The sequence below is a fragment of the Saccharopolyspora shandongensis genome, assembly GCF_900106995.1.
Classification (GTDB): domain Bacteria; phylum Actinomycetota; class Actinomycetes; order Mycobacteriales; family Pseudonocardiaceae; genus Saccharopolyspora; species Saccharopolyspora shandongensis.
The window spans coordinates 312,304-337,058 of the sequence record NZ_FNOK01000003.1 but is presented as its reverse complement, the minus strand read 5'-3'; the positions used below and the strand labels follow the sequence as shown (position 1 = coordinate 337,058).

Below are 24,755 nucleotides of genomic sequence, written 5' to 3'. Positions count from 1 at the left end.
CGCGCGAAATCGCCGCTCCCCACGCGTGACAGATGGCGATTTCGCGCGAAATCACCGGAACCCGAGCGAGAGAACGCGAGTGGCTGATGGAGAACATGCACTCCCACACCGGGGTGTCCAGTGTGGATCTGCTGGCCTTGGTGCTGCGGATTCTCCTGCTGACCAGCACCGCGGTGGTCGCGGGAGTCGGCCTGCTGCGCGCCGTGGTGGCGGTGCCACCGTGGCTGGCCTGGACGGCCGGCGGCATCGCCGCGCTGGCCAGCGGGTGGTCCGCGGCGGTGCTCGACATCAACATCGGTTTCGCGGTGGCGCACGCGATCCTCGCGCTGGCGGTGCCGCTCGCGTTGCGGTGGCGGGCCGCCGCGACCTACCTCGGGTTCGCGCTGGCCCTGCTGCTGATCGCCGAGGCCGGGCTCGGGCATTCGTCGCTCGCGTTCTTCCTCGACACCGTGTTCGCCGCCGTCGCCGTGGTCTGGTTCGGCTTCGCCGTCGGATCCTGGCGCGACGACAGCGGGCTGCGACCCGGCCCGGTGGCGCTGACCGCGGCGTTGGCGCTCGCCGGGGCCGGGCTCGCCCAGCTGCTGGTGTCGGGCCTGCTCGACCGCCGGCTCGTGGACAGCGCGTACGGCCGGGTGCTCGTCGGGCTGGCCGTGGCGTCGCTGGGTGTTCTGGTGCTGACCGCGGTGCTCCGCGACGTCCGGCGGGTTTACCGGCTGGGCGCGGTGGGAGTGCTGGTCGCGGTCGTCGTCTGGACCGCCCTGCCGGGCATTCCGCAGCCGCACGACCTGGCAGTGCCCGGTATTCCACGGCTCGCGTCGGCTGCCGGGACACCAGTGCTGGTCAGCCCGCACCGGCCGGGGCGAAACCTGGTGCACTTCCCGGCGAGCGCGGGACTGGACGTCGTGGTCGAATCCGGCGGCCGGATCTCGCGGGCCGTCCCGCGACCGGGCAGCACCGGAACCTGGGCCGAGGTCGAACTGGCCAGCGGCCGCAGCGATTTCGTGGTGCGTCGCGGCGCGGAGCAGGGCACGGTGGACGTCGACACCGGCGAACTCCCGGCCCTGCCGGACGCCGTCGCCGCGGACGGACCCGAATGCGCCAGCGCCGCGTTGGGCAGCATCGCCGCCGGGGCCCCGTCGGTGCTGGAAAGCTGCCCATCCGCAGTGTTGTCCACAGAGGACGAAGATGCGCTGCGCAAGCAGATCGGCTACCTCGCCGCAGCCGGCGTTCCGTCGGTCGCCGTGATCAGCGACGAATCGCCCCGCTCCCGAGCCGCCGCCGACGCGGCGCTTTCCCAAGCACAGCAACGCGGACTGGCGATCCGGGACGATCCCGGCGGCGCGCTGCTCGTCGTCTCCGGCTGGTCCCGCGCCGAAGAAGCCCTCGAATCCAGCAACAGCGGGCCGGGCTACATCTACGGCGTCCACCTCGCTCCGTGGTTGCTGCACGGACCGGTCGTGAACGCCGTGGCCGGCTCGTCGATCCCACTGCGCTTCGACCCCCGCGACGAGCGCTCGCTGACCTACGGCATGACGTTGGCCGGCGTGTTCGGCGGCGAACCCCCGTCGCTCGCCGGATTCCGCAACTGGCTGGCGGCGCGTCAGGAGAACCTCACCGGCGACGTCGCGATCTACGCCTCCGCCCAGGTGGACGTGATGCGGATGGCCAACCACCCGCACGGCAGTTCCGCCGCGGGCCAATGGATCCCGCAGGGCACCATCGTCGCCATTTCCGGCCCCCTCCCGTCCTGACCCAGAACCAGGAGTGCTCATGTCTGTTGTGGACGTATCGCGTCCCGTCGTCGCACCTGTGCAGGCGCCACCGGCGCAGCGTGGCGTGGTCGCGATCGGTGTCGCAGTAGCCGTCGTGGTCGGCCTCGCCGTCAACAACGCCGCAGGCTGGAAGCTCACGGTGCTCTACGCGATCGGCCTCGCGCTCGGGCTCGTGCTGTTCCATTCCCGCTTCGGCTTCACCTCGGCGTGGCGGCAGCTGGTGACCGTCGGCCAAGGCCGCGCGATCCGGGCGCACATGCTGATGCTGGGCGTGGCGTGCCTGCTGTTCTCCGTGCTGCTGGGCAGCGGCGCGAGCCTGTCCGGAACGCCGGAGGGCACCGTGGCGCCGGCCGGGCTCGGCGTGGTGCTGGGCGCGTTCCTGTTCGGCGTGGGCATGCAGGTCGGCGGATCGTGCGCCTCCGGGACGCTGTTCGCCGTCGGCAGCGGGCAGACCGCGATCCTGTTCACCCTCGGCGGTTTCATCGCCGGCTCGGTCGCCAGCGCCTTTGCCGCCGACTGGATCAAACTGCTGCAGAACACCGGACCCAGTGTTTCGCTCGCCGACACGCCGCTGGGATACACCGGGGCTCTGATCATCTCGCTGCTGGTCATCGGCGCCATCGCCGGCGCATCGGTGCTGATCGAACGCCGCCGGACACCACCGCCGATCGAACAGCCGCCGACCGAACGCGGCGTGCTGCGGGCGCTGCGCGGCTCCTGGCCGTTGTGGATCGGGGCGCTGCTGCTCGCCGGGCTGAACGCGCTGACGCTGTTCGTGTCCGGGCACGCCTGGGGAATTACCTCGGCGTTCGGTTTGTGGGGCGCCAAGATCCTCGGTTGGGTCGGCATCGACATCTCCGGTGCGCCGTTCTGGCGCGTGCCGGAGAACGCGGCGAAGCTCTCGGCGTCCGTGCTCACCGACCGGATTTCGGTGATGGACTTCGGAATCATGATCGGCGCGCTCATCGCCGCCGCCCTCGCCGGTGCCTTCACCCTGCACCGCAAGATCCCGTGGAAGCTGGCGGTCGGCGCCGTGCTCGGCGGCGTGGTCATGGGAATCGGCGCCCGGCTCGCCGGTGGCTGCAACATCGGCGCCTACTTCTCGGGCGTGGCCTCGTTCAGCCTGCACGGCTGGTTGTGGGGCGCGATGGCCCTCATCGGCACCTTCGCGGGCGTTGCGCTGCGCCCGCTGTTCGGGCTCACCAACCCCAAGCCGTCCGACTCGGTCTGCTGATCTGCCGCGCGGAAACCGCGTGGAACACCAAGAAATGGAGGAACCATGGCCACATCCATCCGCAGGTTCGCCGCGGCGACCGCGACCGCGCTGGCCGCCTGCCTGCTGACCGGCGGCGTCGCCACGGCCGAGCCGATCTGGGTGCTGCCCGGCGTCGACCTGGGCGCGGTGCTCGGCCCCACCGTCCAGCTGCCCACCCAGCTGCTGCAGCCCGTCTTCGACGCGCTCGGCGGCTGAGCAACGACCGAAGACGAATTGAGGAGGAAGAACATGAAGCGGACCGCAGGACGTGCCGTCGCCACCTCGTTGCTCGCCGGAGTCGCCTTGTTCGGCGCCGGCCCGGCCGCACTCGGCGAGGCACCGCAGGGAGACGGCGTGGCGGTCGTCGACGAGCCCGACACCGGCGACCTGAACAACAAGTGGACCTTCGCGCCGCTGGGGTGCCGGTCTTCGGCTTGATCGACTCGATCAGCGGCGTCCCCAAGCGCCTCGGCCTGCTCTGAGCCACCGCGCCGGTCACCGGGCCGTGAGTCCTTCGCGTCGCTTCAGCGTCCCGACGGGCTCACGGCCCTGCACGTGCAGGTCAGGAGCCGCGCGGCCTTTCGGTCACAGCCAGCCGACGACCACACCTGGCGCGATCGCCAGCGCGCCGAAGCGGATGAAGCGCCCGACGAAACCCGTGACCAGGAACGTGGTCAGCGGCACCTTCGCCCAGCCCGCGATCACCGCGATCGCGGCGAACGGCGGCAGACTCGCGGCCGCGCTGATCAGCAGCACCGCGCCGGTCCACACCGGCCGCTCGTGGCAGTTCGTCCGGAACTTCTCCAGCCACTGGCGCCAGCGGCTGTCCTTGCGCTCCGGCTCGGTCTTGCGCCGGAACATCCGGGGCAGCCGGATCGAGCCGCGTGCCGCGTAGTAGTGCAGCAGCTTCCCGCCGATCTGACCGGTGGCGATGACCAGCGCCAGCAGCCACCACGGGATCTCCGGGCTCTTGAGCACCAGTCCGATCGCGAACAGCTCGATGCTGATCAACGGGAGCAGAGCGGAGGCCACCGACACCCCGAAGGCGGTGGACAGCAAACCGATCACGGTCAGCACGATCGCTCCCAGCGAGCTCGGACCCCAGCAGGCGGTGTGGCCGGCGACCCCGCGCGCGCGCCCGAGCGAGCACGGCACCGGTGTTCACCGTTCTTCGAACTGCAATTCCATCGGACCCGACAATCGCAACTCCCGCAGCGGACGGCCGCCGGCGTCCAACGTGCGTACCGTACCGTCCGGGGCCCAGCCCGCACTGCGGAAGAAGGCCATCGACGCCGTGTTCGCCTCCGGCACCCACGTGATGCCCCGCGTGGCCCCGCCCGCGGCGAGCCGCTCCACCATCGCGCCGAGCAGCCGCCCACCGTGGCCGCGCCGTCCCCAGCGCGGTTCCACCAGCAGTGCGCTGACCAGTGCGACCGTGGCCGCATCGGCAGGCAGGGTGCCGTTGGCCGCCGCCACCTCGGCCTCCGGGGCCGGGCCTGCCGCGCAGAAGCCCACGATCCACGAGCCCTCCATCGCGACCAGCACTGCGGCTGGACCGTCGGACAGGGCATGCCGCCACTCCTGCTCGGTCGCCGCGCTGTCCAACCCGTCCAGCACCGCCGCGGGCAGCAGCTCGGTGAAGGCGGTGCGCCACGTCGTCAGCTGGATGCGCGCGATCTCAGCGGCATCGGACGGCACAGCTTCCCGCACATCGGCATCGGCCATGGCGACAACCTAACGTGCCCGACCGGCTACCGACCGGCCGCCCTGCAACCGGTACCGGGACTTCCGGTTCCGGGTGAATCCTGGTCCGCGGAGCGGCAAAACCGGCCGCTGATGATCGGTTTGTCGGGGGATGCTGGCACGATCTGGCGGGTGCAGACCATGAGCCGCGACACCGCACGCCGACTCGCCTTGGCCGCCCAGGGATTCGCCGACCCGCCGCCCCGCGGTGAGGTGACGCGCCGACACCTGCAGCGCGCCCTGGCCCGCACCAAGCTCCTGCAGCTCGACTCGGTCAACGTGGCCGTCCGGGCCCACTACATGCCGCTGTTCAGCCGGCTCGGCGGCTACGCGGCCGAGCTCCTCGACGCGGCGGCCTGGTCGCACCGGGCACGGCAACCACGCCTGCTCGTCGAGTACTGGGCGCACGAAGCATCGCTGATCCCGGTCGAGGACTGGCCGCTGCTGCGGTGGCGGATGCGGGAGTACGGCGGGGCTTGGCGACGGCGCAGTCGCGAGCTGCTGGAACGTTCGCCCCAGCTGATCAACGACGTGCTGACCGCGGTGAAGGAACTCGGGCCGATCGGCGCGGGTGGCCTGGAACGCGAGCTCGGCGGCGGCGAACGCCAGGGGAGGGGGCCCTGGTGGAACCGCACCGACACGAAACGGGCCTGCGAACTGCTGTTCGCGATGGGCGAGCTGACCACCGGCACCCGACGCGGCTTCGAGCGGCTCTACGACCTGCCCGAACGCGTTCTTCCGGCGCACGTGCTCGCACACGAGCCGGAAGACGACGAGGCGATTCGCGCGCTGGTGGAGCGGTCCGCGCATGCGCTCGGCGTCGCCACCGAACCGGATCTGAGGGACTACTACCGGCTTTCGCCCGCGCAGTCCAAGCAGGCCGTGGCCGAGCTGGTGGAGGACGGCGTGCTGGAGCCGGTCGCGGTGCAGGGCTGGCGGCAGCCCGCATACCGCTACACCGCGGCCCGCATCCCGAGGAAGGTCACCGGCCGGGCGCTGCTCTGCCCGTTCGACCCGCTGGTCTGGGAACGTTCCCGCGCCGAACGGCTTTTCGAGTTCCGCTACCGCATCGAGATCTACGTGCCCGAGCCCAAGCGGCAGTACGGCTACTACGTTTTCCCCTTCCTCCTCAACGGTGAACTGGTGGCCCGCGTCGACCTGAAGGCCGACCGCGCTGCCGGTGTGCTGCGGGTACCGGGCGCATTCCTCGAAACCGGCCACGATTCGGGCGAGGTCGTGCCGGAGCTGTCCGCCGCGCTGCGCGACATGGCGTCCTGGCTCGGCCTCGACGACGTCGTCGTCGGCGCCAAGGGAGACCTGGCCAAGCCGCTCCGCTCAGCCAGCCGCTGATCACGGAGGCCCGCCGAGAGCGGTGGCCTTGCGGACGGCGCGCGTTCAGCTCGCGCAGGTGCCGTCCGCGCGGTCCTGTTCTTCTTGCGCCGCCATGACTTCGTCGCCGTGGCGGAAGCCCCATTCGCCGAGCATCCCGATCGGGCCCAGCAGGCTCTCGCCCAGCTCGGTCAGCCGGTACTCGACCCGAGGCGGAGCCTCCCGGTAGGTGCAGCGGTCGACCAGGCCGTTGTACTGGAGCCTGCGTAGCGTCTCGGAAAGCACCTTGGTGCGGATGCCGCCGATCTGCCGCCGCAGATCGATCGGACGCAGCGGTCCCTTCCGGAGCGCCCAGACGACCACCGGGTTCCACGTGTTGGACAGCAGGTCGAACGCCAGCCGCGCCCGGCAGTCGGCGAGGAACTCGCTGTCCGCGGGCAAGACCTCGGACATCTCGGTCATAGGCCCCTCCTCGCCTGCGCGTAACCCCATCCTGCCCTGCCGTGAGACACCGATTGGTAGCTATCGGGCCGCTTAGCTTCGGACCGGCATACCACCGGAGAACTCGAACGAAAGCGAGAAGAGCCCTATGCGGATCGGAATTCTGGGCAGCGGGAACATGGCCGACGCACTCGGTACACAGTGGACGCGAGCCGGTCACCACGTGATGGTGAGCGGTCGCGACCCGGCCAAGGCCAGAGCGCTCGCGGAGCGGCTCGGGCCGTCGGCACGGAGCGGAACCTTCGCGGAAGCAGCCGAGTTCGGCGATGTCGTCCTCGTCGCCGTTCCGTACTCGGCGGTCGCCGACGCGCTCACCGCCGCTGGAGCCGAGACCGGCACCTTGCGGGACAAGATGCTGATCGACTGCACGAACGCCGTCGTCCCCGATCGCTTCACCATCGACCTCCCCACCGGAACGTCGATGGCCGAACGAATCTCCCACCAGGCGGTCGGGGCACGCGTCGTCAAGGCCTTCAACACCTGCCACGAATCCGTCTGGCGTTTGACCCCACCGGTTTTCGAAGGCCGGCCGCTGGTCGTTCCGCTGTGCGGGGACGACGCTGAGGCGATCGCCACCGTCCGGACGTTGGTGACCGACATCGGCTGCGAGCCGGCAGACGGAGGCCCGCTGGAACGAGCGTCGCTGCTGGAGGCTACCACCGCGTTCATGATCGGCCTGTGGTTCCGCGGCGTCGATGCGCAGGCGATGCTGCCTCCGCAGAAGTACGGCACCGGCGGCTGATCAGCCGCGGCGGCAAAGCTCGGCAGCGTCGTTGGATCGGTCGTCGCCCGGCCGATCCAACGACGCTGTTCGGCGCTCGCATCCGGCCTTCCACGTTTCACGTGGCTGTTGTCAACACGGCATCACCCGTTCCTGTGCGGCCGAAGATCTGCAGCTTCGGTTCCTTCTCGGGAGGTACCTCGGAGACCACCAGGTCGCTGCTCGCCGTGCCGGTGGACGAGGTGAGGTCCACCTCCGCGGAGGTTCCGCGGTGGACGGACACCTGCAACTCGCCGGAACCGGTGATCAGCTCGACCTGCCCGGCGGTCGCGTCTGCGACCGTCAGGTCACCGCTGCCGGAACGCACCAGCACGTCACCGGACACGGTGCCGAGCCACACGTTCCCGCTGCCGGTGGCCACCGACGACGCCGTCTCGATCACGCTGATCTCGACGTCGCCGCTGCCGCTGCGCGCATGCACGCCGCCGGCCATCGTGCCCAGCCGGAGCTGACCGGAGCCGGACCGGATCGTGGCCCGATCCGACGCCCGCTCGATCGACACCGTGCCGGAACCGGCCTGAACGTTGATCCGCCCGGCCGCGCCGGTCACGCTGATCTCGCCGGAGCTGGAGTGCACCCCGACCTCCGAGTCCAGCGGGGCCCGCACCTTGACCGCCAGCGGGACGTTGCGCAGCGGTGCGTTGGCCGGGGTCCGGACGGCGAGCCGGTTGCCGGTGAGGTCGATCCGCGTCCGCCGCACGGCCTCGGAGATCGGCTCCTGCGCCCCGCGGCCGCGGTCGGCCTCGCCGCCGGTGCGGATGCCGGCCTCGCTGAACTGCTCGCTGACCCAGCTCAGCAACCCGGTCAGGCCGCTGCGCCAGTCCGGCCCGCTGGCGGCGGCATCGTGCCGGACCTCGACGTGGGTGGTCGCGGTTTCGGCCAACTCGATCACGACCGGCCCCAGGCTGTTGCCGATGTCGATGCGAATCGGCCCGGCGGTGTCGAAGTCCTGGCTGCGCACCAGCTCGGCCAACCGCTCCTCGGCGCTCGACCGCTCCTCGGCCTCCGGCCGGTCGGCGGGCTCTGCCGGGCCGCCGCCCGTGGTCTCGTCGTTCGTCATCGCGATCCCTCCTCTCAGCCTTCGACCCAGCCGCGCACCCGCGAGCCGGGCTCGCCGCGCCACCGCCCGCGCGGGCCGCCGCCGGGCGGTGGCCACTGCCGGCCGCGACCGTGCCGCGGGTGGTCCCACGGGCCGCGCGGCCGCCCGGTGTGCAGCGCACCCTGAACCGCCTGCGCGACCCAGGTGTTCAACGACACGCCCTGGCTCGACGCGGCCTGTTCGGCCTGTGACTTGATCTCCTCCATCAGGCGGAGCGTGATGCGGCTGATGTCACCGCTGTCGCCGCTTGGCGGGGGTGGCGGTGGCTCGGCCTCGTCCTCCACCGTGGGCGGTGCGGTGTCGCCGCTGACCACCACCCGGACGTCGCGGCCGTCGAGGCGGATGTCGACGACCTGGCCGTCCAGCAAGGTCGTCACCTCCGCCGCCAGGTCGGACAGTGCGTTCATGATCGCCAGCCGTGCGGCCGGCTCGATCGCGCCGGACAGCGCCGCCGCGGTCTGCCGGGTCTGGTCGTCCCCGGCGGAGGCGGCGGAGCTCAGGTCCTCGCGAAGCTGCTCGATGTAAGGGCTCAGATCCATGACACCACTATGACGGCATGGTTGATGTCATGCAATGACCTGATGGTGTCATCTGGCGTCAGGGATCTCGTTGGGACTGCCGGTTACGCTCGATGCGCGCATGGGGAGTCGCAAACGGCGGTCGTCGACCGCCGTGCAGAGCAGGAAAGGGGCCCGCCCGTCGTGACCGAGTTCGTGCGGCCGAAAGTGCAGCTGATCGGCAAGACCGAGTTCTTCCCGCCGGAGGACGTGCCCTGGTCGACCGACGCCGACGGTGGGCAGGCGCTCGCGGAGTTCGCCGGTCGCGCGTGCTACCAGTCGTGGCGCAAGCCGAACCCCGCCACTGCCACCAACGCCGGCTACCTGCGGCACATCCTCGAGGTCGGCCACCTGTCCGTGCTGGAGCACGGCTCCGTGTCCTTCTACCTGTCGGGGATGTCGCGCTCGCTGACCCACGAGCTGATCCGGCACCGGCACTTCTCCTACTCGCAGCTGTCGCAGCGGTACGTGCCGGAGCGCGACGCCGCGATGGTCGAGCCCGACGTCATCGCCGGGGACCCGGAGCTGCACGAGAAGTTCGTGCAGGCCACCGAGGCGAGCGTCGCCGCCTACACCGAGCTGCTCGCCGCGCTCGAGGAGAAGTACGTCGACGAGCCGAAGGCCACGCTGCGCCGCAAGCAGGCGCGGCAGGCGGCCCGCGCGGTGCTGCCCAACGCGACCGAGACGCGGATCGTGGTGACCGGCAACTACCGGGCGTGGCGGCACTTCGTGGCGATGCGCGCCTCCGAGCACGCCGACGTCGAGATCCGCGGCCTCGCCATCGAGTGCCTGCGGCAGTTGCAGAAGGCCGCGCCGAACGTGTTCAGCGACTTCGAGATCACCACGCTGAAGGACGGCACGGAGATCGCGTCCAGTCCGTTCGTCACCGAGGGCTGAGCGAGTTTCACCCAGGTCTTCCGCGCAGGGACGGCCGGTGCCCGGTTCGGGCGCCGGCCGTCCCTGCATTCGGCCGCACGCAAGGGCTTCTCCCGGGAACCGATCGCTCTGCCGCACAGTCCAATGGCTGGTCCGACTCATCTGATTGGATGATCGGCGGGGGAGGAACGTTTGCGCTGCGTGGTCGCGCGCGAGGACTTCGGTGGAGGACGGCGCAGTGGTTGAGCAGGTCGGGCCGGGGCAGCAGGCCCGGGTGATAGGCGGTCGGTACCAGGTCGTCCAGGAGCTCGGGCGGGGCGGCATGGGGATCGTCTGGCGCGCCTGGGACCAGGTCATTGGCCGCGAGGTCGCGATCAAGGAACTGCACCTGCCCGACGGCGTGCCCCCGGCCGAGCGGCAGGTCTTCGAGGAGCGGGTGCTCCGCGAGGCGCGCACCGCGGGACGGCTGAACGACCCGGCGGTGGTCACGGTGCACGACGTGCTGGCCGAGTCCGGCGTTACGTACATCGTGATGGAGCTGGTGCAGGCGGTCACCCTCAGCGACTACGTCGCGCAGTGGGGTCCGCTGCGCCCCGAGCAGGCCGTGGACCTGACCCGCCAGGTGCTCTCCGCGCTGGAGACCGCGCACGCGGCCGGGATCGTGCACCGCGACGTGAAGCCGAGCAACATCATGGTCGCCGACGGCCGGGTCAAGCTGGCCGACTTCGGGATCGCCCAGACCCTGGACGACCCGCGGCTGACCAGCAGCGGCGCGATCGTCGGCTCGCCGTCGTTCATGGCGCCGGAGCGGATCAAGGGCGCGGACGCCTCGCCGGCCAGCGACCTGTGGTCGTTGGGCGCGACGTTGTTCTTCGCGGTCGAGGGCTGGATTCCGTTCGAACGGCAGACGACGGCCGCCACGCTGCACGCCGTGCTCAACGAGACGCCCCGCATGTCCGGTCCGCACGGCATGATCGGCTCGGTGATCACCGGGCTTTTGATCGCCGATCCGCGGGCGCGGTTCACCGGCCCGCAGATCCGGGCGCTGCTGGACAGCGCGCCCGCCATCGGCGGCAACCCGGAGCAGACGCTGCCGGTCGGCAGCCACACCCGGGTCGCCCAGGGGGCGCCGAAGCCGAAGCGGTCCAAGGGCTCGTGGCTGATCGCTGCGGCTGTCGCCGTCGTCGTGCTGTTCGTCGCCGGGCTCCTGGTCGGGCGGTTCGCGCTGGTCGGCGGTGGTGTGCCGGCCGCGATGGATTCGACCCTGGTGTTCGGCACGGGCGGCGACGTCGCCGGTTTCGACCCGGACGCCAAGGACTGCGGCACCGGGAAGATCACCGCGGGCCAGCCCATCAACAACACGACGTCCTGCTCCGACCCGCACGACTTCGAGTTCTACGCGTCGGGGTCCGCGTTCAGCTCCAGCAGCTACGACACGGCCTACCCCGGGAAGGACGTGCTGGTCGCATACGGCGAGGGCTACTGCTCGATGTACTTCGCCTCGGACAAGGTCGTCACGCCGGGCAAGCAGACCACGTTGCGCTACGTCACGCTTGTCCCCTCGGCGCAGAGCTGGGACGCGTACCGCAAGTCCGAGGGTGACCGGAAGGCCGGCTCGCAGAGCATCTACTGCGCCCTCTACAGCGCGTCCGGCGACAAGCTGCAGACTTCCGCGACGAAGTGATCGCCTGCGCCACCCCGCGGGTCGGCGGTGGCTAGAGTGGGCGCATGGGTGTGGCCAGCGATGAGCGCCAGCAGTTGTGCGACCTGTTCGAGCGGCTCGGCCCGGACGCGCCGACGTTGTGCGCCGGGTGGAATACCAAGGACCTCGCGGTGCACCTCGTGGTGCGCGAACGGCGGCCGGACGCGGTGGCGGGCAAGTTCGTGAAGGCGCTCGTCGATCGCAGCGAGCGCATCCAGAACGAGCTGCGCGCGCTGTCCTGGCCGGAGCTGATCGACCAGATCCGGCAGGGGCCGCCGAAGTGGAACCCGCTCGGCTTCTCCGGTGTGGACGAGGCGGTCAACGCCGCCGAGTTCTACGTGCACCACGAGGACGTCCGGCGGGCCCAGCCGGATTGGCAGCCGCGCCCGTCCGACCCGGAGCGCGAGGAAGCGCTGTGGAAGTCGCTGACCCGGGTCGCGAAGATGTTCTACGGGCGCAGCCCGGTGGGTGTGGTGCTGCGGCGCCCGGACGGCACCGAGATCGCGGCCAAGCGCGGTCCGCGCACGGTGCGCTTCGTCGGCGAGCCCAGCGAGCTGATCCTGCACGCCTTCAGCCGTCGTGCAGCGAAGGTCACGTCCGAGGGCAACGAGGCCGATGTGCTCGCGGTCGAGGATCTGCGCCGGTCGTTCTGACGCGAGAGGCGGAAACTCGCGCGCGCGGCGGCGGCCGGACCGGAAGAAACACGGCGTTCCCCGGCCTGCGGACGCCGGGTTTCCCGAATGTTGCCGGAGGCAGATCCGGCCGCTCTGAACAGGGAACTCATTAGGTAGCGTCAGGGCCATGACCGTCTGCCCCACTGCCAGTCCGGGCCGCCCGTTCGGCCGCGTCCTGACCGCCATGGTCACGCCGTTCGACGAAGACGGAAAGCTCGACCTGAAGCTGGCGCAGGAGCTCGCCACCTACCTGGTCGACAGCGTCGGCAACGACGGCTTGGTCGTCAACGGCACCACCGGCGAGAGCCCCACGACCAGCGATCACGAGAAGCAGCAGCTGCTGCGTGCCGTGGTCGAGGCGGTGGGCGACCGCGCGACCGTGGTGGCCGGTGTCGGCACCAACAACACCGAGCACTCGGTCGAGCTGGCGCGCGCTGCGGAGCACGCCGGTGCGCACGGCCTGCTGGTCGTGACGCCGTACTACTCGCGCCCGCCGCAGGAGGGGCTGTTCCAGCACTTCTGGACGGTCGCCGACGCCACCGATCTGCCGGTGATGCTCTACGACATCCCGCCGCGCTCCATCGTGCCGATCCAGGTCGACACCCTGAAGCGGCTGGCCGAGCACCCGCGGATCCTGGCGGTCAAGGACTCCAAGCACGACCTGCTGGCCGGTAGCGAGGTGCTGGCCAGCACCGACCTCGCCTACTACTCGGGCGAGGACCCGCTGAACCTGCCCTGGCTGTCGGTCGGCGCGGTCGGCTTCGTCAGCGTGATCGGCCACGTGGTGGGGGACCGGCTGCGCAAGATGCTGGACGCCTACGAGGCGGGCGACGTCACCGGCGCCCGCGAGGTCCACAATGGACTTCTGCCGGTGTACCGGTCGATGAACTTCGTCGGCGGGGTGATCTTCTCGAAGACGGCGCTCCGGTTGTGCGGCTACGAGACCGGGCAGCCGCGGCTGCCGCTGCCCGCGGCGACCGAGGAGCAGGTGCGGTTGATCACCAGCGACCTGTGGGATGCTGGCCTGGTACTGGTCAATCCGGACGCCGCACAGAGGTGAAGCAGCGTTGAGCGCAAAGGCGACAGCCACCGAGTACCACCCGGTGACGCCGACATCGTCGGCCCCACCATCCCCGCTGGCCGACGGTGGGCTGCGCGTCGTCGCGCTCGGCGGCATCGGCGAGGTCGGCCGGAACATGACCGTGTTCGAGCACGCGGACCGGCTGCTGATCGTCGACTGCGGTGTGCTGTTCCCCGAGGACGACGCGCCCGGCGTGGACCTGATCCTGCCGGACTTCGCCGCGATCGAGAACCGGCTGGACGACATCGACGCGCTGGTGCTCACGCACGGGCACGAGGACCACATCGGGGCGGTGCCGTTCCTGCTGCGGCTGCGGCCGGACCTGCCGGTGGTGGGGTCGAAGTTCACCCTCGCCCTGCTGGCGGCCAAGTGCCGCGAGCACCGGCTCGACCCGGTGCTGGTGGAGGTGGCCGAGGGGCAGCGCAGCAAGCACGGCGCCTTCGAGCTGGAATTCTTCGCGGTCAACCACTCGATTCCGGACGCGCTGGCGGTCGCCATCCGGACCCCGGCCGGGGTCGTGCTGCACACCGGTGACATCAAGCTCGACCAGCTGCCGCTGGACAACCGGCTGACGGACCTCGCCGGCTTCTCCCGGCTCGGCGACGAGGGCGTGGACCTGTTCCTGGTGGACTCCACCAACGCCGAGGTGCCCGGGTTCGTCACGCCGGAACGCGAGATCGGGCCGGTGCTGGACCGGGTGATCGGCAAGGCCACCCAGCGCGTGATCGTGGCGTGCTTCGCCAGCCACGTGCACCGCGTGCAGCAGGTGCTGGACGTGGCCGAGGCGCATGGCCGCAAGGTGTGCTTCGTCGGCCGTTCGATGGTGCGCAACATGGGCATCGCGAACGATCTGGGCATGCTGCGCGTGCCCGACGGGCTGCTGGTCGACCTCGACGAGGCGCTGGCGATGCCCGAGCACATGGTGGCGTTCGTCTCGACCGGGTCGCAGGGCGAGCCGCTTTCGGCGTTGTCCCGGATGGCGCGCGGCGAGCACAAGCAGATCCACATCCGCGCCGGCGACACCGTGGTGCTGGCGAGCTCGCTGATCCCCGGCAACGAGACCGCGGTGTTCGGCGTGGTCAACGGCCTGGTCCGGCTCGGCGCCAACGTGGTGCACCAGGGCCACGCGAAGGTGCACGTGTCGGGGCACGCCTCGGCCGGTGAGCTGCTGTACCTCTACAACGCGGTGCGGCCGAGCAACGTGATGCCGGTGCACGGCGAGTGGCGGCACCTGCGGGCGAACGCCGAGTTGGCGCGGCTGACCGGGGTGCCGGCGGATCGCGTGGTGATCGCCGAGGACGGCGTCGTGGTCGACTTGGTGGACGGGATCGCCGCGATCGCCGGCCGGTTCGAGGTGGGGCACGTCTACGTCGACGGCTTGTCCGTCGGCGACGTGGGCGAGTCCACGCTCTCCGACCGGCTCGTGCTGGGCGAGGGCGGGTTCATCGCGATCACGGTTGCCGTCGAGGCGTCGACCGGCCGGGCGGTGTCCTCCCCGACGATCTCCGGGCGCGGCTTCTCCGACGATCCGAAGGCGCTGGACGACGTGGTGCCGCTGGTGGAGATGGAGCTGGCCCGCACCGAGGCGGAGGGCATCACCGAAACCCACCGGATCGCCCAGGCGGTGCGCCGGGTGGTCGGGCGGTGGGTGGCCGAGACCTACCGCCGGCGGCCGATGATCGTGCCGAACGTGCTCCCCGTCGGATCCTGACTCGATCACCTGATCGAGTGGCTTATTGGTCCGCTTTGTCGACTAATTTTGATCGCTGTCGGTGGCCGTGATCTCCGGTGGGTGATCTGCGGAACCCGTTGGGAGCACACGGCGGGCCTGCCCGGAGATCCACTGCGAGGGTGGGTTCCGCCGGTTCGGGGCGCATTCGGATTCCTGGACCGGAGGAATCACCAACGGGAGATTGGGGTCTGAAGTGCGTACCTCCGCTCGACTCTTCGGCGCTGCCACCGCCGCGGCCGCAATGCTGGCGATCGGTTCCCCCGCGTTCGCCGACAGCTACGGCAACGACGGGATCAACGTGCTGAACGACAACAACACCAGCGTGTTGCCGATCCAGGCATGCGGTAACAACGTTGGCGTCTTCGCCATCGTGGCGCCGATCGCGTCCCCACAGATCAACAACTGCATCAACGCGCCGATCTGGGACCACTAGCTCAAGACCTCACGCCAGCTGTGCAGAAGGGCTGACCTCTCTCGGGAGGTCAGCCCTTCTGGCGTGATTCGCCCGGCATGGGGCCAACTTCTCGGTCACCACGACCAATCGGCAGCTCGATTTCGTCCAGCACATCGCCACCCGGCTCGACAAGCTCGACCTGCTCATGGTCGATGGCGAACCTGCTGAGTCCGCTACCGCCGCTGCCATGCCAGAAGCGCCTTCCGCCGTGGCATCGATCACGGTGGTCAAGGGCCACGTCGTCGCTGATGAGCGGGATGTTGCGCTTGCCCGCCTGCTGCGTGAGGAACTCGGTGAACCTGATCTCACCTCCGAACGGCTGCGCGAGGTCATCGGCCTTGCGCGGGCCGGCCAGGGAGAGCAGTCGAACCGCTATGCCCTGTCTCGGCGACTTGAGGAATTGCAGGACCGGAACGCCGAGTTGCAGCGATCGCTGGACGAGGTCAGCGAGCAGCTGGACGACGAGACCTTGGAGCTTGCCGAGGCACGAGCTGAGCTGGTCAAGGAAGCCGCCGCGGCCAGACATCTGCGAAGCAAGCTCATCGAGGCTCAGCACTGGGAAGACGCCTGGTCGCAGCCCGTCCACTCGCACAGCGATGAGTTGCCGGATTCCTTCGTGGACGTGCTGGCCAGAATCGAAGCGCTGAAGGGCCGGAGGAGGTCGACCCGAGTGGCAAGGTCTTCATGGGCGCCCACTTCAAGATCGCGAAGGCGGGCATGATCAGTCCTCGGATGCATTATCACGACTCGACCCGGCGCACCGGCAAGATCTACGTCGGCTACATCGGAGCCCACCTGCGCAGCAGGATGACCAACTGACCGAAGGGCCGGTCTCCGCGTGGAGACCGGCCCTTCAGCGGGTGATCAGTGCCAGTTGGACTGCAGGGCTTCCTGCAGGACCGCGGGCTGTTGCGGTCGGACCTTCAGCGCGCCCATGCCCTCCGGGGTCGGTTGCGGCAGCGCCTCGCACGTGGTGTCCGGGCCGTCACCCGGCTTCCGGGCCGGCAGCTTGCCGGTGGCCAGGTAGTCGGCGATCTGGTCGTCCAGGCAGGCGTTGCCGCCGAGCGAGCCCGAGTGCGTGGTGCCGCCGGGCAGGCTGATCAGGCTGGCGTTCGGGAAGCGCTTGCGGGCTTCCAGCGCGCCGGGGAACGGGGTCGCGGCGTCGAGCTCTTCGCTGATCAGCAGCGCATCGGTCACCTTGCTGCCGTCGACCTCGACCGGCTTGCCCGGCTTCGCCGGCCACGAGCGGCACGGCGCGTTGTACCAGGCGTTGGCCCACGTCTCGAACGGCGCCTTCGCGTACACCTCCCAGTTGTCCTTGCTCCACTGCTGCCAGCTCTGCGGCCACTTCACGTCGGTGCACTGCACCGCCAGGTAGACCGAGAAGCCGTTGTCGTCGCCGGGTGGGTTGGCGCCGTCGTAGATCTTCTTCAGCGATTCCCAATCGCCGTTGTGCACCCAGCCCGAGAACGCCTTGGCGCGGCTGTCCCAGGTCGCCTGCGAGTAGCCCGCGTTCAGGAACAGGTCGGTCCACTCGTCGGAGCCGATCACGTCACCGGCCGGCTGCTGGTCGAGCTTGGCGAGCTGCTCGTAGTAGAGCTTCTCCACGTCGGCGCCGGTGGTGCCCAGGTGGTAGGTGGCGTCGTTCTTCGCGATCCAGTCGAAGAAGATCTTGATGTTGCGGTCGAAGGCCACGTCCTGGTTCAGGTTCGCGTCGTACCAGACGTCCTCGACGTTCACGACGCCGTCCATCACGACCCGGCGCATCCGGTCGGGGTGCAGGGTGCCGTAGACCTGGCCGAGGTAGGTGCCGTACGAGAAGCCGTAGTAGTTGATCTGCTCGACGCCCAGCGCCTTCCGGATGCTGTCCATGTCCTCGACGACATCCGTGGTCTTGATGTGCTCGATCAGCTTGCCGTTGTTCCCGCACGCCCGCGCGTAGCCCTCGGACCGGTCGAGCCAGGCCTTCTCCAGCTCCGCGGCGGTCGGCACGTAGTGCGGGCGGTCGTAGGAGAAGTAGTTCGGGTCGCAGGAGAGCGCGGGCCGGCTGGACCCCACTCCGCGCGGGTCGAACCCGATCCAGTCGTAGGCGGCACCGGCGCCCTTCGGCACGTACGCGCCGAGCATCGACAGGGTCAGCCCGGATCCGCCCGGTCCGCCCGGGTTGACCAGCATGACGCCCTGGTACTGGTCGTCGGGCACGGTGTGCTTGATCCGCGAGACCGCGAGCGAGACCTGCTCGCCCGCCGGATCGGCGTAGTCCATCGGGACGCTGACCATCCCGCACTCCGCCCCGGCCTTCTGCAGGTTCGCGTTCTCGCACTTGCCCCACTGGACCGGTGCGGGCTGGAAGACCGGTCCGGGCGCGGCGGTTGCCGCACCGACGGCGGGAGACAAACCGATCAGCAGACCGGCTGCCATGGCAGCGGTGACGACTTTTCTCATGTTTGCCCCGTCTGTCCAGTTTGGTGCGCCCGAATGGCGACCAGTGTGGACAGTTAACGGGATCAGCCCCGGTGGGGCCGCGACATTGGCGAGAAATGCTCTACCGGAACACCTTCGGCTTACCGGACGTGATCACGGGCGCCAGGGGCTGGGTTTGTCGGTAGCCGGGCGCGTCGGGTCGAAGTGGCGGGGCGCTCCGAGTTCTCCCTCACGCAGCGGCACCATGCCGGTTGCGATGGCCCGCATGATGCGGTCGCGGGCCCTGGTGGCGTCGCCGACCCGGTCCGGGGACAGGTCGCTCAGGTCCACCGGCGCTCCGAAGTGGACTTTCAGCTTCGGCTGGCGGCGTACGGCCCGCAGCCACGACGAGAACAGGATCCGCAGGTCGCCGGCTTTCTCGACGCGGACCATGCCGTAGCACATCGCCTCGTGGGCGCCCCACTGGCTGACCGGCACCACCGTGGCGCCGGAGGCCAGCGCCATCCGGGCCACGCCCGTCTTCCCGCGCTCCGGCCACATGTCCGGTTCGAGGGTGATGCGGCCCTCCGGGTACATCAGCACCGGGCGGTGATCGCTGGTCAGCGCCGTGACGACCCGGCCCAGTGCCTCGCCCGCGGTGCTCTTGCCGCGGTCGGCGCGGACGTGCCGGCAGGCGCGGAGCACCGTGCCCAGCACGGGTGTGTCGAAGAGCCCGCCGGTGGCGAGGAAGCGCGGCGCGAGGCGGCGGGTGCGGCAGGCCGCGATCAGCGCCAGCGCGTCGAGGTTGCCGATGTGGTTGGCGGCCAGCAGCAGCGGCTTGCCGCGCACCGAATCCGGCACGTCACCGGTGACCTCCAGGCGCCCGGTCAGCCCGATGATCGCGCGGTCGACCCGCATCAGCGCGCGCCACAGCAGCGGCGCGTCGCGGAACAGCTTCTCGCGGTCGGATCGGCGTGTCGGCTCGTTCGGACTGGAAGGCAGGGCGACCATGATGGTCAAGGATCTCACGCGCGCTGCGCCGGTTGGAGCGGATTGCCCGAAAAACGGCCGACCTGCGATCTCCCGTGGCTGGTGTGACGCGAGAGGCGGGTGGAGATACCGTGTGGGGCATGGCGAGCCGGACATCGAGCGGGGGACGGGGCTCGTCGCGTGGCAAAAGCGCGACCAAGAGTAACGGCTCCGCTGCCCGGAGTGGCGGATCGGGCAGGTCGAGCACCACGCGGAAGAGCACCGGGAGCGCCAAGCCCCGCCCCGGATCGACGCACGCACCCCGCAGAACAGCGCCGAAGCGCTCCACCAGGACGAGTTCCAAGGGTGGCGGGAGCATCGCGCGCGGCGTCGGGAGCGTGGTCCGGGCGGTGGGCAAGACCAAGGAGCTCGACCCAGCGCACCGGCGCGACGGGCTGGCGCTGATCTTCCTCGCGACCGCGGTGATCGCCGCCGCCGGCGTCTGGTGGCAGGCAGGTGGCCCGGTCGGGCACTGGTTCGACTGGGCGCTGCGCTCGGTCATCGGCGTGGCGGCCGTGGTGCTGCCGATCGTGCTGCTGATCACCGCTGTGCTGCTGATGCGCACCGAGACCAGCGCCGAGGCCCGTCCGCGCGTGGTGATCGGCTCGCTGCTGCTGATCTTCACCACGCTCGGCGTCCTGCACATCGTGTCCGGCGCCCCGCTTGATTCCGAGAACTGGGCGAACGCCGGCGGAGCCCTCGGCTTCGTCGCCGGCGGCCCGCTCGCGCACGGGCTCACCGGCTGGGTCGCGGCGCCGGTGCTGGTGCTGATCGGGTTGTTCGGGCTGCTCGTGCTCACCGGTACGCCGGTGCGCGAGGTAGCGGCCCGGTTGCGCGGTCTCGGGCAGGAGGCCGAGGCGGGCCGCCCGGCGGCTGCCGCCGCCAAGGAGCTGGCGGCCGATCCGGCCTCGGTGAAGCTGCGCCGGCCGTCCCGCCGTCGCCAGGCGGCGATGTCCGAAGAGGACCGTCAGCTGTCGCTGGAGGACGTGCCCGAAGAGCCGCCCAAGCCCGCCAAGTCGAAGGCCGCCGCGGTGCCCGCCAAGCCGGTCGCCGAAGCCGCCGAGGAGAAGCCGAAGAAGAGCAGCAAGCCGCAGATCAGCCGCAGCGTCGAAGGCGACTACCAGTTGCCGCCGCTGGACGTGCTCACCGACGGCGACCCGCCGAAGAGCCGCAGCCGCGCCAACGACGCCATGATCGAGGCGATCACCGCGGTGCTGGAGCAGTTCAACATCGACGCCCAGGTCACCGGCTTCACCCGGGGGCCGACCGTGACCCGCTACGAGGTCGAGCTCGGCCCCGGCGTGAAGGTCGAGAAGATCACCGCGCTGACCAAGAACATCGCCTACGCCGCGGCCACCGACAACGTCCGGCTGCTCGCGCCGATCCCGGGCAAGTCCGCGGTGGGCATCGAGGTGCCCAACAGCGACCGGGAGATGGTGCGGCTGGGCGACGTCCTGCGCTCCGCCGAGGCGGGCAAGGACAGCCATCCGCTCGTGATGGGGCTGGGCAAGGACATCGAAGGCCACATGGTCACCGCGAACCTGGCGAAGATGCCGCACCTGCTGGTGGCCGGCTCGACCGGGTCCGGTAAGTCCAGCTTCGTCAACTCGATGCTGGTGTCGCTGCTCGCGCGGGCCACCCCGCAGGAGGTCAGGATGATCCTGATCGACCCGAAGATGGTGGAGCTGACGCCGTACGAGGGCATCCCGCACCTGATCGCGCCCATCATCACCCAGCCCAAGAAAGCCGCCGCCGCGCTGGCCTGGCTGGTGGAAGAGATGGAGCAGCGCTACCAGGACATGCAGGCCAACCGGGTGCGCCACATCGACGACTTCAACCGGAAGGTCTCCTCGGGCGAGATCACCGCGCCGCTGGGCAGCGAGCGCGAATACCGGCCGTACCCGTACATCCTGGCCATCGTCGACGAGCTCGCCGACCTGATGATGACCGCGCCGCGCGACGTCGAGGACGCCATCGTGCGGATCACCCAGAAGGCGCGGGCCGCCGGCATCCACCTGGTGCTGGCGACCCAGCGCCCGTCGGTGGACGTGGTGACGGGCCTGATCAAGACGAACGTGCCGTCGCGGCTGGCGTTCGCGACGTCGTCGCTGACCGACTCGCGGGTCATCCTGGACCAGCCGGGTGCCGAGAAGCTGATCGGCATGGGCGATGCGCTGTACCTGCCGATGGGGGCGTCCCGGCCGGTTCGGGTGCAGGGCTCGTTCGTCGGTGACGACGAGATCCACCGCATCGTCTCGTTCACCAAGGACCAGGCCGACCCGGAGTACACCGACGGCGTCACGGCGGCCAAGGCGGGCGAGAAGAAGGAAGTCGACTCCGACATCGGCGACGACCTCGACGTCCTGCTGCAGGCCACCGAGCTGGTGGTGACCAGCCAGTTCGGCTCCACCTCGATGTTGCAGCGCAAGCTGCGGGTCGGGTTCGCCAAGGCGGGCCGGCTGATGGATCTGCTGGAGTCGCGCGGCGTCGTCGGTCCGTCGGAGGGTTCGAAGGCGCGCGAGGTGCTGGTCAAGCCGGACGAGCTGGAGAACACGCTGTACTCGATCCGCGGCGGGCCGCCGCCGGATGCCGAGTGATTCCGGCGTCCCCGCATCTGTCGGCAGGTGCGGGGACGTTGCCGTTTTCCGCGTTTTAACCAACGATTTCTCGGCCGGTTCCAACGGATTCTCGCTGCTCCGTTTGCGCTTTCCGAATTACGCTGAACGGAATTGTTGAAAGGGTTGATCTCCCGATTCCGTGCGATAGTGTCCCGCCCGCTAGAGGCGTTTTATCCGCCGCGATTTCGAAGGGCTCGCGCATGGTCGTCCGGAAAGTCCGCGTCTGGTTATCGGTGTTGTTGTCCGGATTTCTGCTGGTGGTGGGTTTCCAGCAGATCGCGTTCGGTGTCCCGGCCGGCGGGCGGGACGTGACACCGTCCGATGTGGACAGGGGTGAGCTGTTGCGCACCGGCGGCAGCAGCTATCCGCGAATGGTCCGGTTGCAGCATTCCGGCCTGGCCGACGGGCGCGTGCTGGCCAGCATGACGACCTATGTGGACCGCGCCGGATTCGCGGTCATCTACGAGAGCCGCGACGACGGCGAGACGTTCCGGCAGATCGGCGAGATCCGCGACCCGGAGGGCGCGGACGCGAAGGGCATGTGCTGCTCGACGCTGTACGAACTGCCGAGGCAGGTGGGTGACATGCCCGCCGGGACCCTGCTGTGGGCCGGCACCGCCGGCGTCGGCGCGGACCCGGAGGAGCGGCGCAGCAGCATCCGGGTGTGGCGCAGCGACGACCACGGGCGCACCTGGAGCTTCCTGTCGACGATCGTGCAGGCGCCGGCCGGGCCGGGCGTGTGGGAGCCCGAGTTCACGGTGTCCGCGCAAGGCGATCTGGTCGCGTTCTACTCCGACGACGGCGATCCGAAGCACGACCAGAAGATGGTCCAGGTGCGTTCGGCCGACGGCCGGAACTGGACCGATCTGCGGGAAACGCTGAAGAACGACAAGTTCACCGTGCGTCCCGGGATGTCCGGGGTCCGGCAGCTGCCCGACGGCACCTACGTGATGGTCTACGAGGTCTGCAACTACGACCCGGTGCACATCTGCACGGTGTGGATGCGGACCTCGGCCGACGGCTGGGATTTCGGCGACCCATCTGACCTGGGCACGGAGATCGTGTCGGAAACCGGCGGTCAGCCGCTGGGCACGCCGACGATCGCGTGGGCGCCGGGGCCGGGCCCGAACGGGCGGCTGCTGCTGGCGTACCAGATGCTCGGCGGCGACAACGGAGGTTGGGCGCCGGGCAACGGGCGCACGCTGATGGTCAACGACAACCCGTCCGACCTGGCGCGGGGCTGGCGGGAGATCCCGTCCCCGGTGCGGATCAGCTACAACCAGGGCAGCGTCTGCCGCAACTTCAGCCCGACCGTGCTGCCGACGTCGGACGGGAAGTCGGTCATCCACATCGCGACCGACTTCGAGAAGTACATCGGCGGGCCGTGCGAGGCGTTCCACGCGACGGGCCCGATCGACGCGACGGTCGGGACGGCGAGCAGCCACGACCCCAAGCCGCTGGACCCGCGCCCCGGCCGCTGACGATCCGCGATTTCAATGAGGTTTTTCATCCTCGTTGTGCGTGGCGGTGCGGGTGGCGGAACCTCAGCGCCCGCCTGGGCTGCGGGTGCCCAACCTGATGTATGTCCGATGCACGGCGGTGGGGCCGTCCTCGCTGGGAGAACTCCAGGGGAGTGGGCACCGTGAACCCGCGGCGGTGCGAGCTGCGTGGGTGGGCTATGCGCCTGCTTTCGGGATTCGGTCCGTTGGCTGTCGCGGCTGCGGTCACCAGCCAAGATGAAAAACGCTCAATGGGAATCAGGGGTCCGATTTCCAATTGGAATCGCGGGAGTCGTCCGCAATTGCCGTTGAAATCGAAGGTTCGGTTTCAACGGCAATTGCGGAGAATTCAGTGGCGCAGGGTGGCGTGGGTGGTGTTGAGGTCGTCGATCGCGTGGACGCCCAGCAGCTGGAGAGTCCGGACGATCTCGGTGCGGAGGATGTCCACCGTCTTCTGGACGCCGCGTTCGCCGCCCGCCATCAGGCCGTACAGGTAGGCCCGGCCGATCAGGCACGAGTCCGCGCCGAGCGCGATCGCCGCGACGATGTCGGCTCCGCTGACGATGCCGGTGTCCAGCAGGATCTCGGCCCGGCCGCCGATGGCCTCGCGGACCGACGGCAGCAGTTCCAGCATCGTCGGGGCCCGGTCGAGCTGCCGCCCGCCGTGGTTGGACAGCACCACCGCGTCGGCGCCCCGCTCGACCACGCGCCGGGCGTCGTCGGCGTTCTGGATGCCCTTGACGATCAGCGGCCCCTGCCACAGCTCCCGCAGCCACTCCAGGTCGGCGAGGTTCAGCGACGGGTCGAACATCGAGTTGATCAGTTCCTGTATGGTGCCGGACCAGTGCTTGAACGAGGCGAACGACAGCGGCTCGGTGGTGAGCAGGTTGAACCACCACGCCGGGTGCATGGCGCCGTCGGCGATGGTCTTGAGGGTCAGCTCCGGCGGGATCGTCAGGCCGTTGCGGGCGTCGCGCAGGCGCGCGCCGCCGACCGGCGTGTCGACGGTGAGCATCAGCGCCTCGTAGCCGGCGTCCTGGGCGCGCTGCACCAGCTCGCGGCTGGCCTCGCGGTCGCGCCAGAGGTAGAGCTGGAACCACTTGCGGGAGCTCGGTGCCGCCGCGGCCACGTCCTCGATGGAGGTGGTGCCCATCGTGGACAGGGCGTAGGGGATGCCCGCGCGTTCCGCGACGCGGGCCACCGCGGGCTCGCCCTCGTGGTTCATCATGCGCGTGAAACCGGTGGGGGCGAAGGAGAACGGCAGCTCGGAGTGGCCGCCGAGAATGGTCCTGCCGGTGTCCACCTTGGACACGTCCTGCAGCACGGAGGGGCGGAACTCGACGTTGCGGAAGGCCTGCCGGGCGCGGCGCAGGCTGATCTCCGCCTCGGCGGCGCCGTCGGTGTAGTCGAACACGGCGCGGGGCGTCCGGCGGCGGGCGATGGCCCGCAGGTCGGCGATCGAGTGGGCGGCCGACAGGCGCCGCTCGGTCGTGTTCAGCTGCGGGGGCTTGACCCGCAGCAGCGGACGCAGTTCGGACCAGCGCGGAAGTTGCCGCTTGACCATTCGTGTTCCCTTCTCGCCGTGCGCCGGGGCGCGAAGGGCACATTACCTTTTCGAGACGGCGAAAAAACCCGGCGAAGACGGGGGGA

Annotated in this window: 24 protein-coding genes; 15 read left to right on the top strand and 9 right to left on the bottom strand. The window is 70.0% G+C overall.

From position 1 onward, the window contains the following. Window positions 1-32 precede the first annotated feature (32 nt). The 4 genes from BLW84_RS47240 to BLW84_RS04845 are packed head-to-tail and all read left to right on the top strand — an operon-like array spanning window position 33 to window position 3,465. Window positions 33-1,751 (top strand): hypothetical protein, encoded by a 1,719-nt coding sequence (locus BLW84_RS47240; RefSeq protein WP_245760929.1) that lies wholly within the window; start codon window positions 33-35, stop codon window positions 1,749-1,751. Window positions 1,752-1,770: 19 nt separating this feature from the next. Beyond that, window positions 1,771-3,006, top strand: a complete 1,236-nt coding sequence (locus BLW84_RS04855; protein WP_093261667.1) for a YeeE/YedE family protein — start codon at window positions 1,771-1,773, stop codon at window positions 3,004-3,006. Between the two features lie 45 nt (window positions 3,007-3,051). Next, a complete protein-coding gene (locus tag BLW84_RS04850; protein WP_093261665.1) occupies window positions 3,052-3,243 on the top strand; it encodes a hypothetical protein in 192 nt (63 codons plus the stop codon). Window positions 3,244-3,276: 33 nt separating this feature from the next. Beyond that, entirely contained in the window at window positions 3,277-3,465 is a 189-nt protein-coding gene (locus BLW84_RS04845; RefSeq protein WP_245760928.1) for a hypothetical protein, read from the top strand. A gap of 147 nt (window positions 3,466-3,612) precedes the next feature. On the opposite strand, the gene BLW84_RS04840 is transcribed toward BLW84_RS04845, so the two are convergent. Together BLW84_RS04840 and BLW84_RS04835 are read right to left on the bottom strand one after the other, a co-directional pair. Continuing rightward, the gene (locus tag BLW84_RS04840; protein ID WP_245760927.1) at window positions 3,613-4,104 is read right to left on the bottom strand and encodes a VTT domain-containing protein; all 492 of its coding nucleotides are present in this window, start codon (window positions 4,102-4,104) and stop codon (window positions 3,613-3,615) included. Between the two features lie 84 nt (window positions 4,105-4,188). Continuing rightward, complete coding sequence (locus BLW84_RS04835; RefSeq protein ID WP_093261663.1) at window positions 4,189-4,752, bottom strand: GNAT family N-acetyltransferase; 564 nt, start codon at window positions 4,750-4,752, stop codon at window positions 4,189-4,191. A gap of 150 nt (window positions 4,753-4,902) precedes the next feature. On the opposite strand from BLW84_RS04835, the gene BLW84_RS04830 reads away from it, so the two are divergent. Next, window positions 4,903-6,120, top strand: coding sequence for a winged helix-turn-helix domain-containing protein (locus tag BLW84_RS04830; RefSeq protein WP_093261760.1), 1,218 nt, complete (start codon window positions 4,903-4,905; stop codon window positions 6,118-6,120). Window positions 6,121-6,165: 45 nt separating this feature from the next. Here the strand turns inward: BLW84_RS04830 and BLW84_RS04825 are convergent, their stop codons facing one another. Next, window positions 6,166-6,561, bottom strand: a complete 396-nt coding sequence (locus tag BLW84_RS04825; RefSeq protein ID WP_425441677.1) for a winged helix-turn-helix transcriptional regulator — start codon at window positions 6,559-6,561, stop codon at window positions 6,166-6,168. An 88-nt stretch (window positions 6,562-6,649) separates the two neighbouring features. Here BLW84_RS04825 and BLW84_RS04820 point away from each other — a divergent pair, with 88 nt between their 5' ends. Next, the gene (locus BLW84_RS04820; protein WP_425441678.1) at window positions 6,650-7,342 is read left to right on the top strand and encodes an NADPH-dependent F420 reductase; all 693 of its coding nucleotides are present in this window, start codon (window positions 6,650-6,652) and stop codon (window positions 7,340-7,342) included. Window positions 7,343-7,439: 97 nt separating this feature from the next. On the opposite strand, the gene BLW84_RS04815 is transcribed toward BLW84_RS04820, so the two are convergent. Together BLW84_RS04815 and BLW84_RS04810 are read right to left on the bottom strand one after the other, a co-directional pair. Beyond that, window positions 7,440-8,441, bottom strand: coding sequence for a DUF4097 family beta strand repeat-containing protein (locus tag BLW84_RS04815; RefSeq protein ID WP_093261660.1), 1,002 nt, complete (start codon window positions 8,439-8,441; stop codon window positions 7,440-7,442). Window positions 8,442-8,455: 14 nt separating this feature from the next. Beyond that, window positions 8,456-9,019: a toxin-antitoxin system HicB family antitoxin gene (locus BLW84_RS04810; protein ID WP_093261658.1), complete on the bottom strand. Its 564-nt coding sequence runs from the start codon at window positions 9,017-9,019 to the stop codon at window positions 8,456-8,458. Between the two features lie 162 nt (window positions 9,020-9,181). Here BLW84_RS04810 and thyX point away from each other — a divergent pair, with 162 nt between their 5' ends. From thyX to BLW84_RS04780, 6 genes are all read left to right on the top strand, one after another. Beyond that, window positions 9,182-9,934, top strand: coding sequence for an FAD-dependent thymidylate synthase (thyX, locus tag BLW84_RS04805; protein WP_093261656.1), 753 nt, complete (start codon window positions 9,182-9,184; stop codon window positions 9,932-9,934). A 217-nt stretch (window positions 9,935-10,151) separates the two neighbouring features. Next, window positions 10,152-11,597: a serine/threonine-protein kinase gene (locus tag BLW84_RS04800; protein WP_093261756.1), complete on the top strand. Its 1,446-nt coding sequence runs from the start codon at window positions 10,152-10,154 to the stop codon at window positions 11,595-11,597. A gap of 44 nt (window positions 11,598-11,641) precedes the next feature. Continuing rightward, the gene (locus BLW84_RS04795) at window positions 11,642-12,268 is read left to right on the top strand and encodes a TIGR03085 family metal-binding protein (protein ID WP_093261654.1); all 627 of its coding nucleotides are present in this window, start codon (window positions 11,642-11,644) and stop codon (window positions 12,266-12,268) included. 148 nt (window positions 12,269-12,416) lie between these two features. Next, window positions 12,417-13,349: a 4-hydroxy-tetrahydrodipicolinate synthase gene (gene dapA, locus BLW84_RS04790; RefSeq protein ID WP_093261652.1), complete on the top strand. Its 933-nt coding sequence runs from the start codon at window positions 12,417-12,419 to the stop codon at window positions 13,347-13,349. A 7-nt stretch (window positions 13,350-13,356) separates the two neighbouring features. Beyond that, window positions 13,357-15,081, top strand: a complete 1,725-nt coding sequence (locus BLW84_RS04785; RefSeq protein WP_093261650.1) for a ribonuclease J — start codon at window positions 13,357-13,359, stop codon at window positions 15,079-15,081. Between the two features lie 214 nt (window positions 15,082-15,295). Continuing rightward, window positions 15,296-15,535, top strand: coding sequence for a hypothetical protein (locus BLW84_RS04780; protein WP_093261648.1), 240 nt, complete (start codon window positions 15,296-15,298; stop codon window positions 15,533-15,535). Between the two features lie 49 nt (window positions 15,536-15,584). On the opposite strand, the gene BLW84_RS04775 is transcribed toward BLW84_RS04780, so the two are convergent. Continuing rightward, on the bottom strand, window positions 15,585-16,112 hold the full coding sequence (locus BLW84_RS04775; RefSeq protein WP_143060858.1) for a hypothetical protein: 528 nt from the start codon (window positions 16,110-16,112) through the stop codon (window positions 15,585-15,587). Between the two features lie 128 nt (window positions 16,113-16,240). On the opposite strand from BLW84_RS04775, the gene BLW84_RS49805 reads away from it, so the two are divergent. Continuing rightward, window positions 16,241-16,375 (top strand): hypothetical protein, encoded by a 135-nt coding sequence (locus BLW84_RS49805; RefSeq protein ID WP_281247359.1) that lies wholly within the window; start codon window positions 16,241-16,243, stop codon window positions 16,373-16,375. Between the two features lie 45 nt (window positions 16,376-16,420). Here BLW84_RS49805 and BLW84_RS04770 read toward each other — a convergent pair whose 3' ends face one another. Beyond that, window positions 16,421-18,001, bottom strand: a complete 1,581-nt coding sequence (locus BLW84_RS04770) for an alpha/beta hydrolase (protein WP_177226281.1) — start codon at window positions 17,999-18,001, stop codon at window positions 16,421-16,423. A gap of 132 nt (window positions 18,002-18,133) precedes the next feature. Further along, the gene (locus BLW84_RS04765; RefSeq protein ID WP_245760926.1) at window positions 18,134-18,970 is read right to left on the bottom strand and encodes a lysophospholipid acyltransferase family protein; all 837 of its coding nucleotides are present in this window, start codon (window positions 18,968-18,970) and stop codon (window positions 18,134-18,136) included. Window positions 18,971-19,089: 119 nt separating this feature from the next. On the opposite strand from BLW84_RS04765, the gene BLW84_RS04760 reads away from it, so the two are divergent. Next, a complete protein-coding gene (locus tag BLW84_RS04760; protein WP_177226280.1) occupies window positions 19,090-21,585 on the top strand; it encodes an FtsK/SpoIIIE family DNA translocase in 2,496 nt (831 codons plus the stop codon). A 221-nt stretch (window positions 21,586-21,806) separates the two neighbouring features. Then, on the top strand, window positions 21,807-23,087 hold the full coding sequence (locus BLW84_RS04755; protein WP_093261642.1) for a sialidase family protein: 1,281 nt from the start codon (window positions 21,807-21,809) through the stop codon (window positions 23,085-23,087). 367 nt (window positions 23,088-23,454) lie between these two features. Here BLW84_RS04755 and BLW84_RS04750 read toward each other — a convergent pair whose 3' ends face one another. Next, complete coding sequence (locus tag BLW84_RS04750) at window positions 23,455-24,669, bottom strand: alpha-hydroxy acid oxidase (protein ID WP_093261641.1); 1,215 nt, start codon at window positions 24,667-24,669, stop codon at window positions 23,455-23,457. Between the last annotated feature and the right edge of the window lie 86 nt (window positions 24,670-24,755).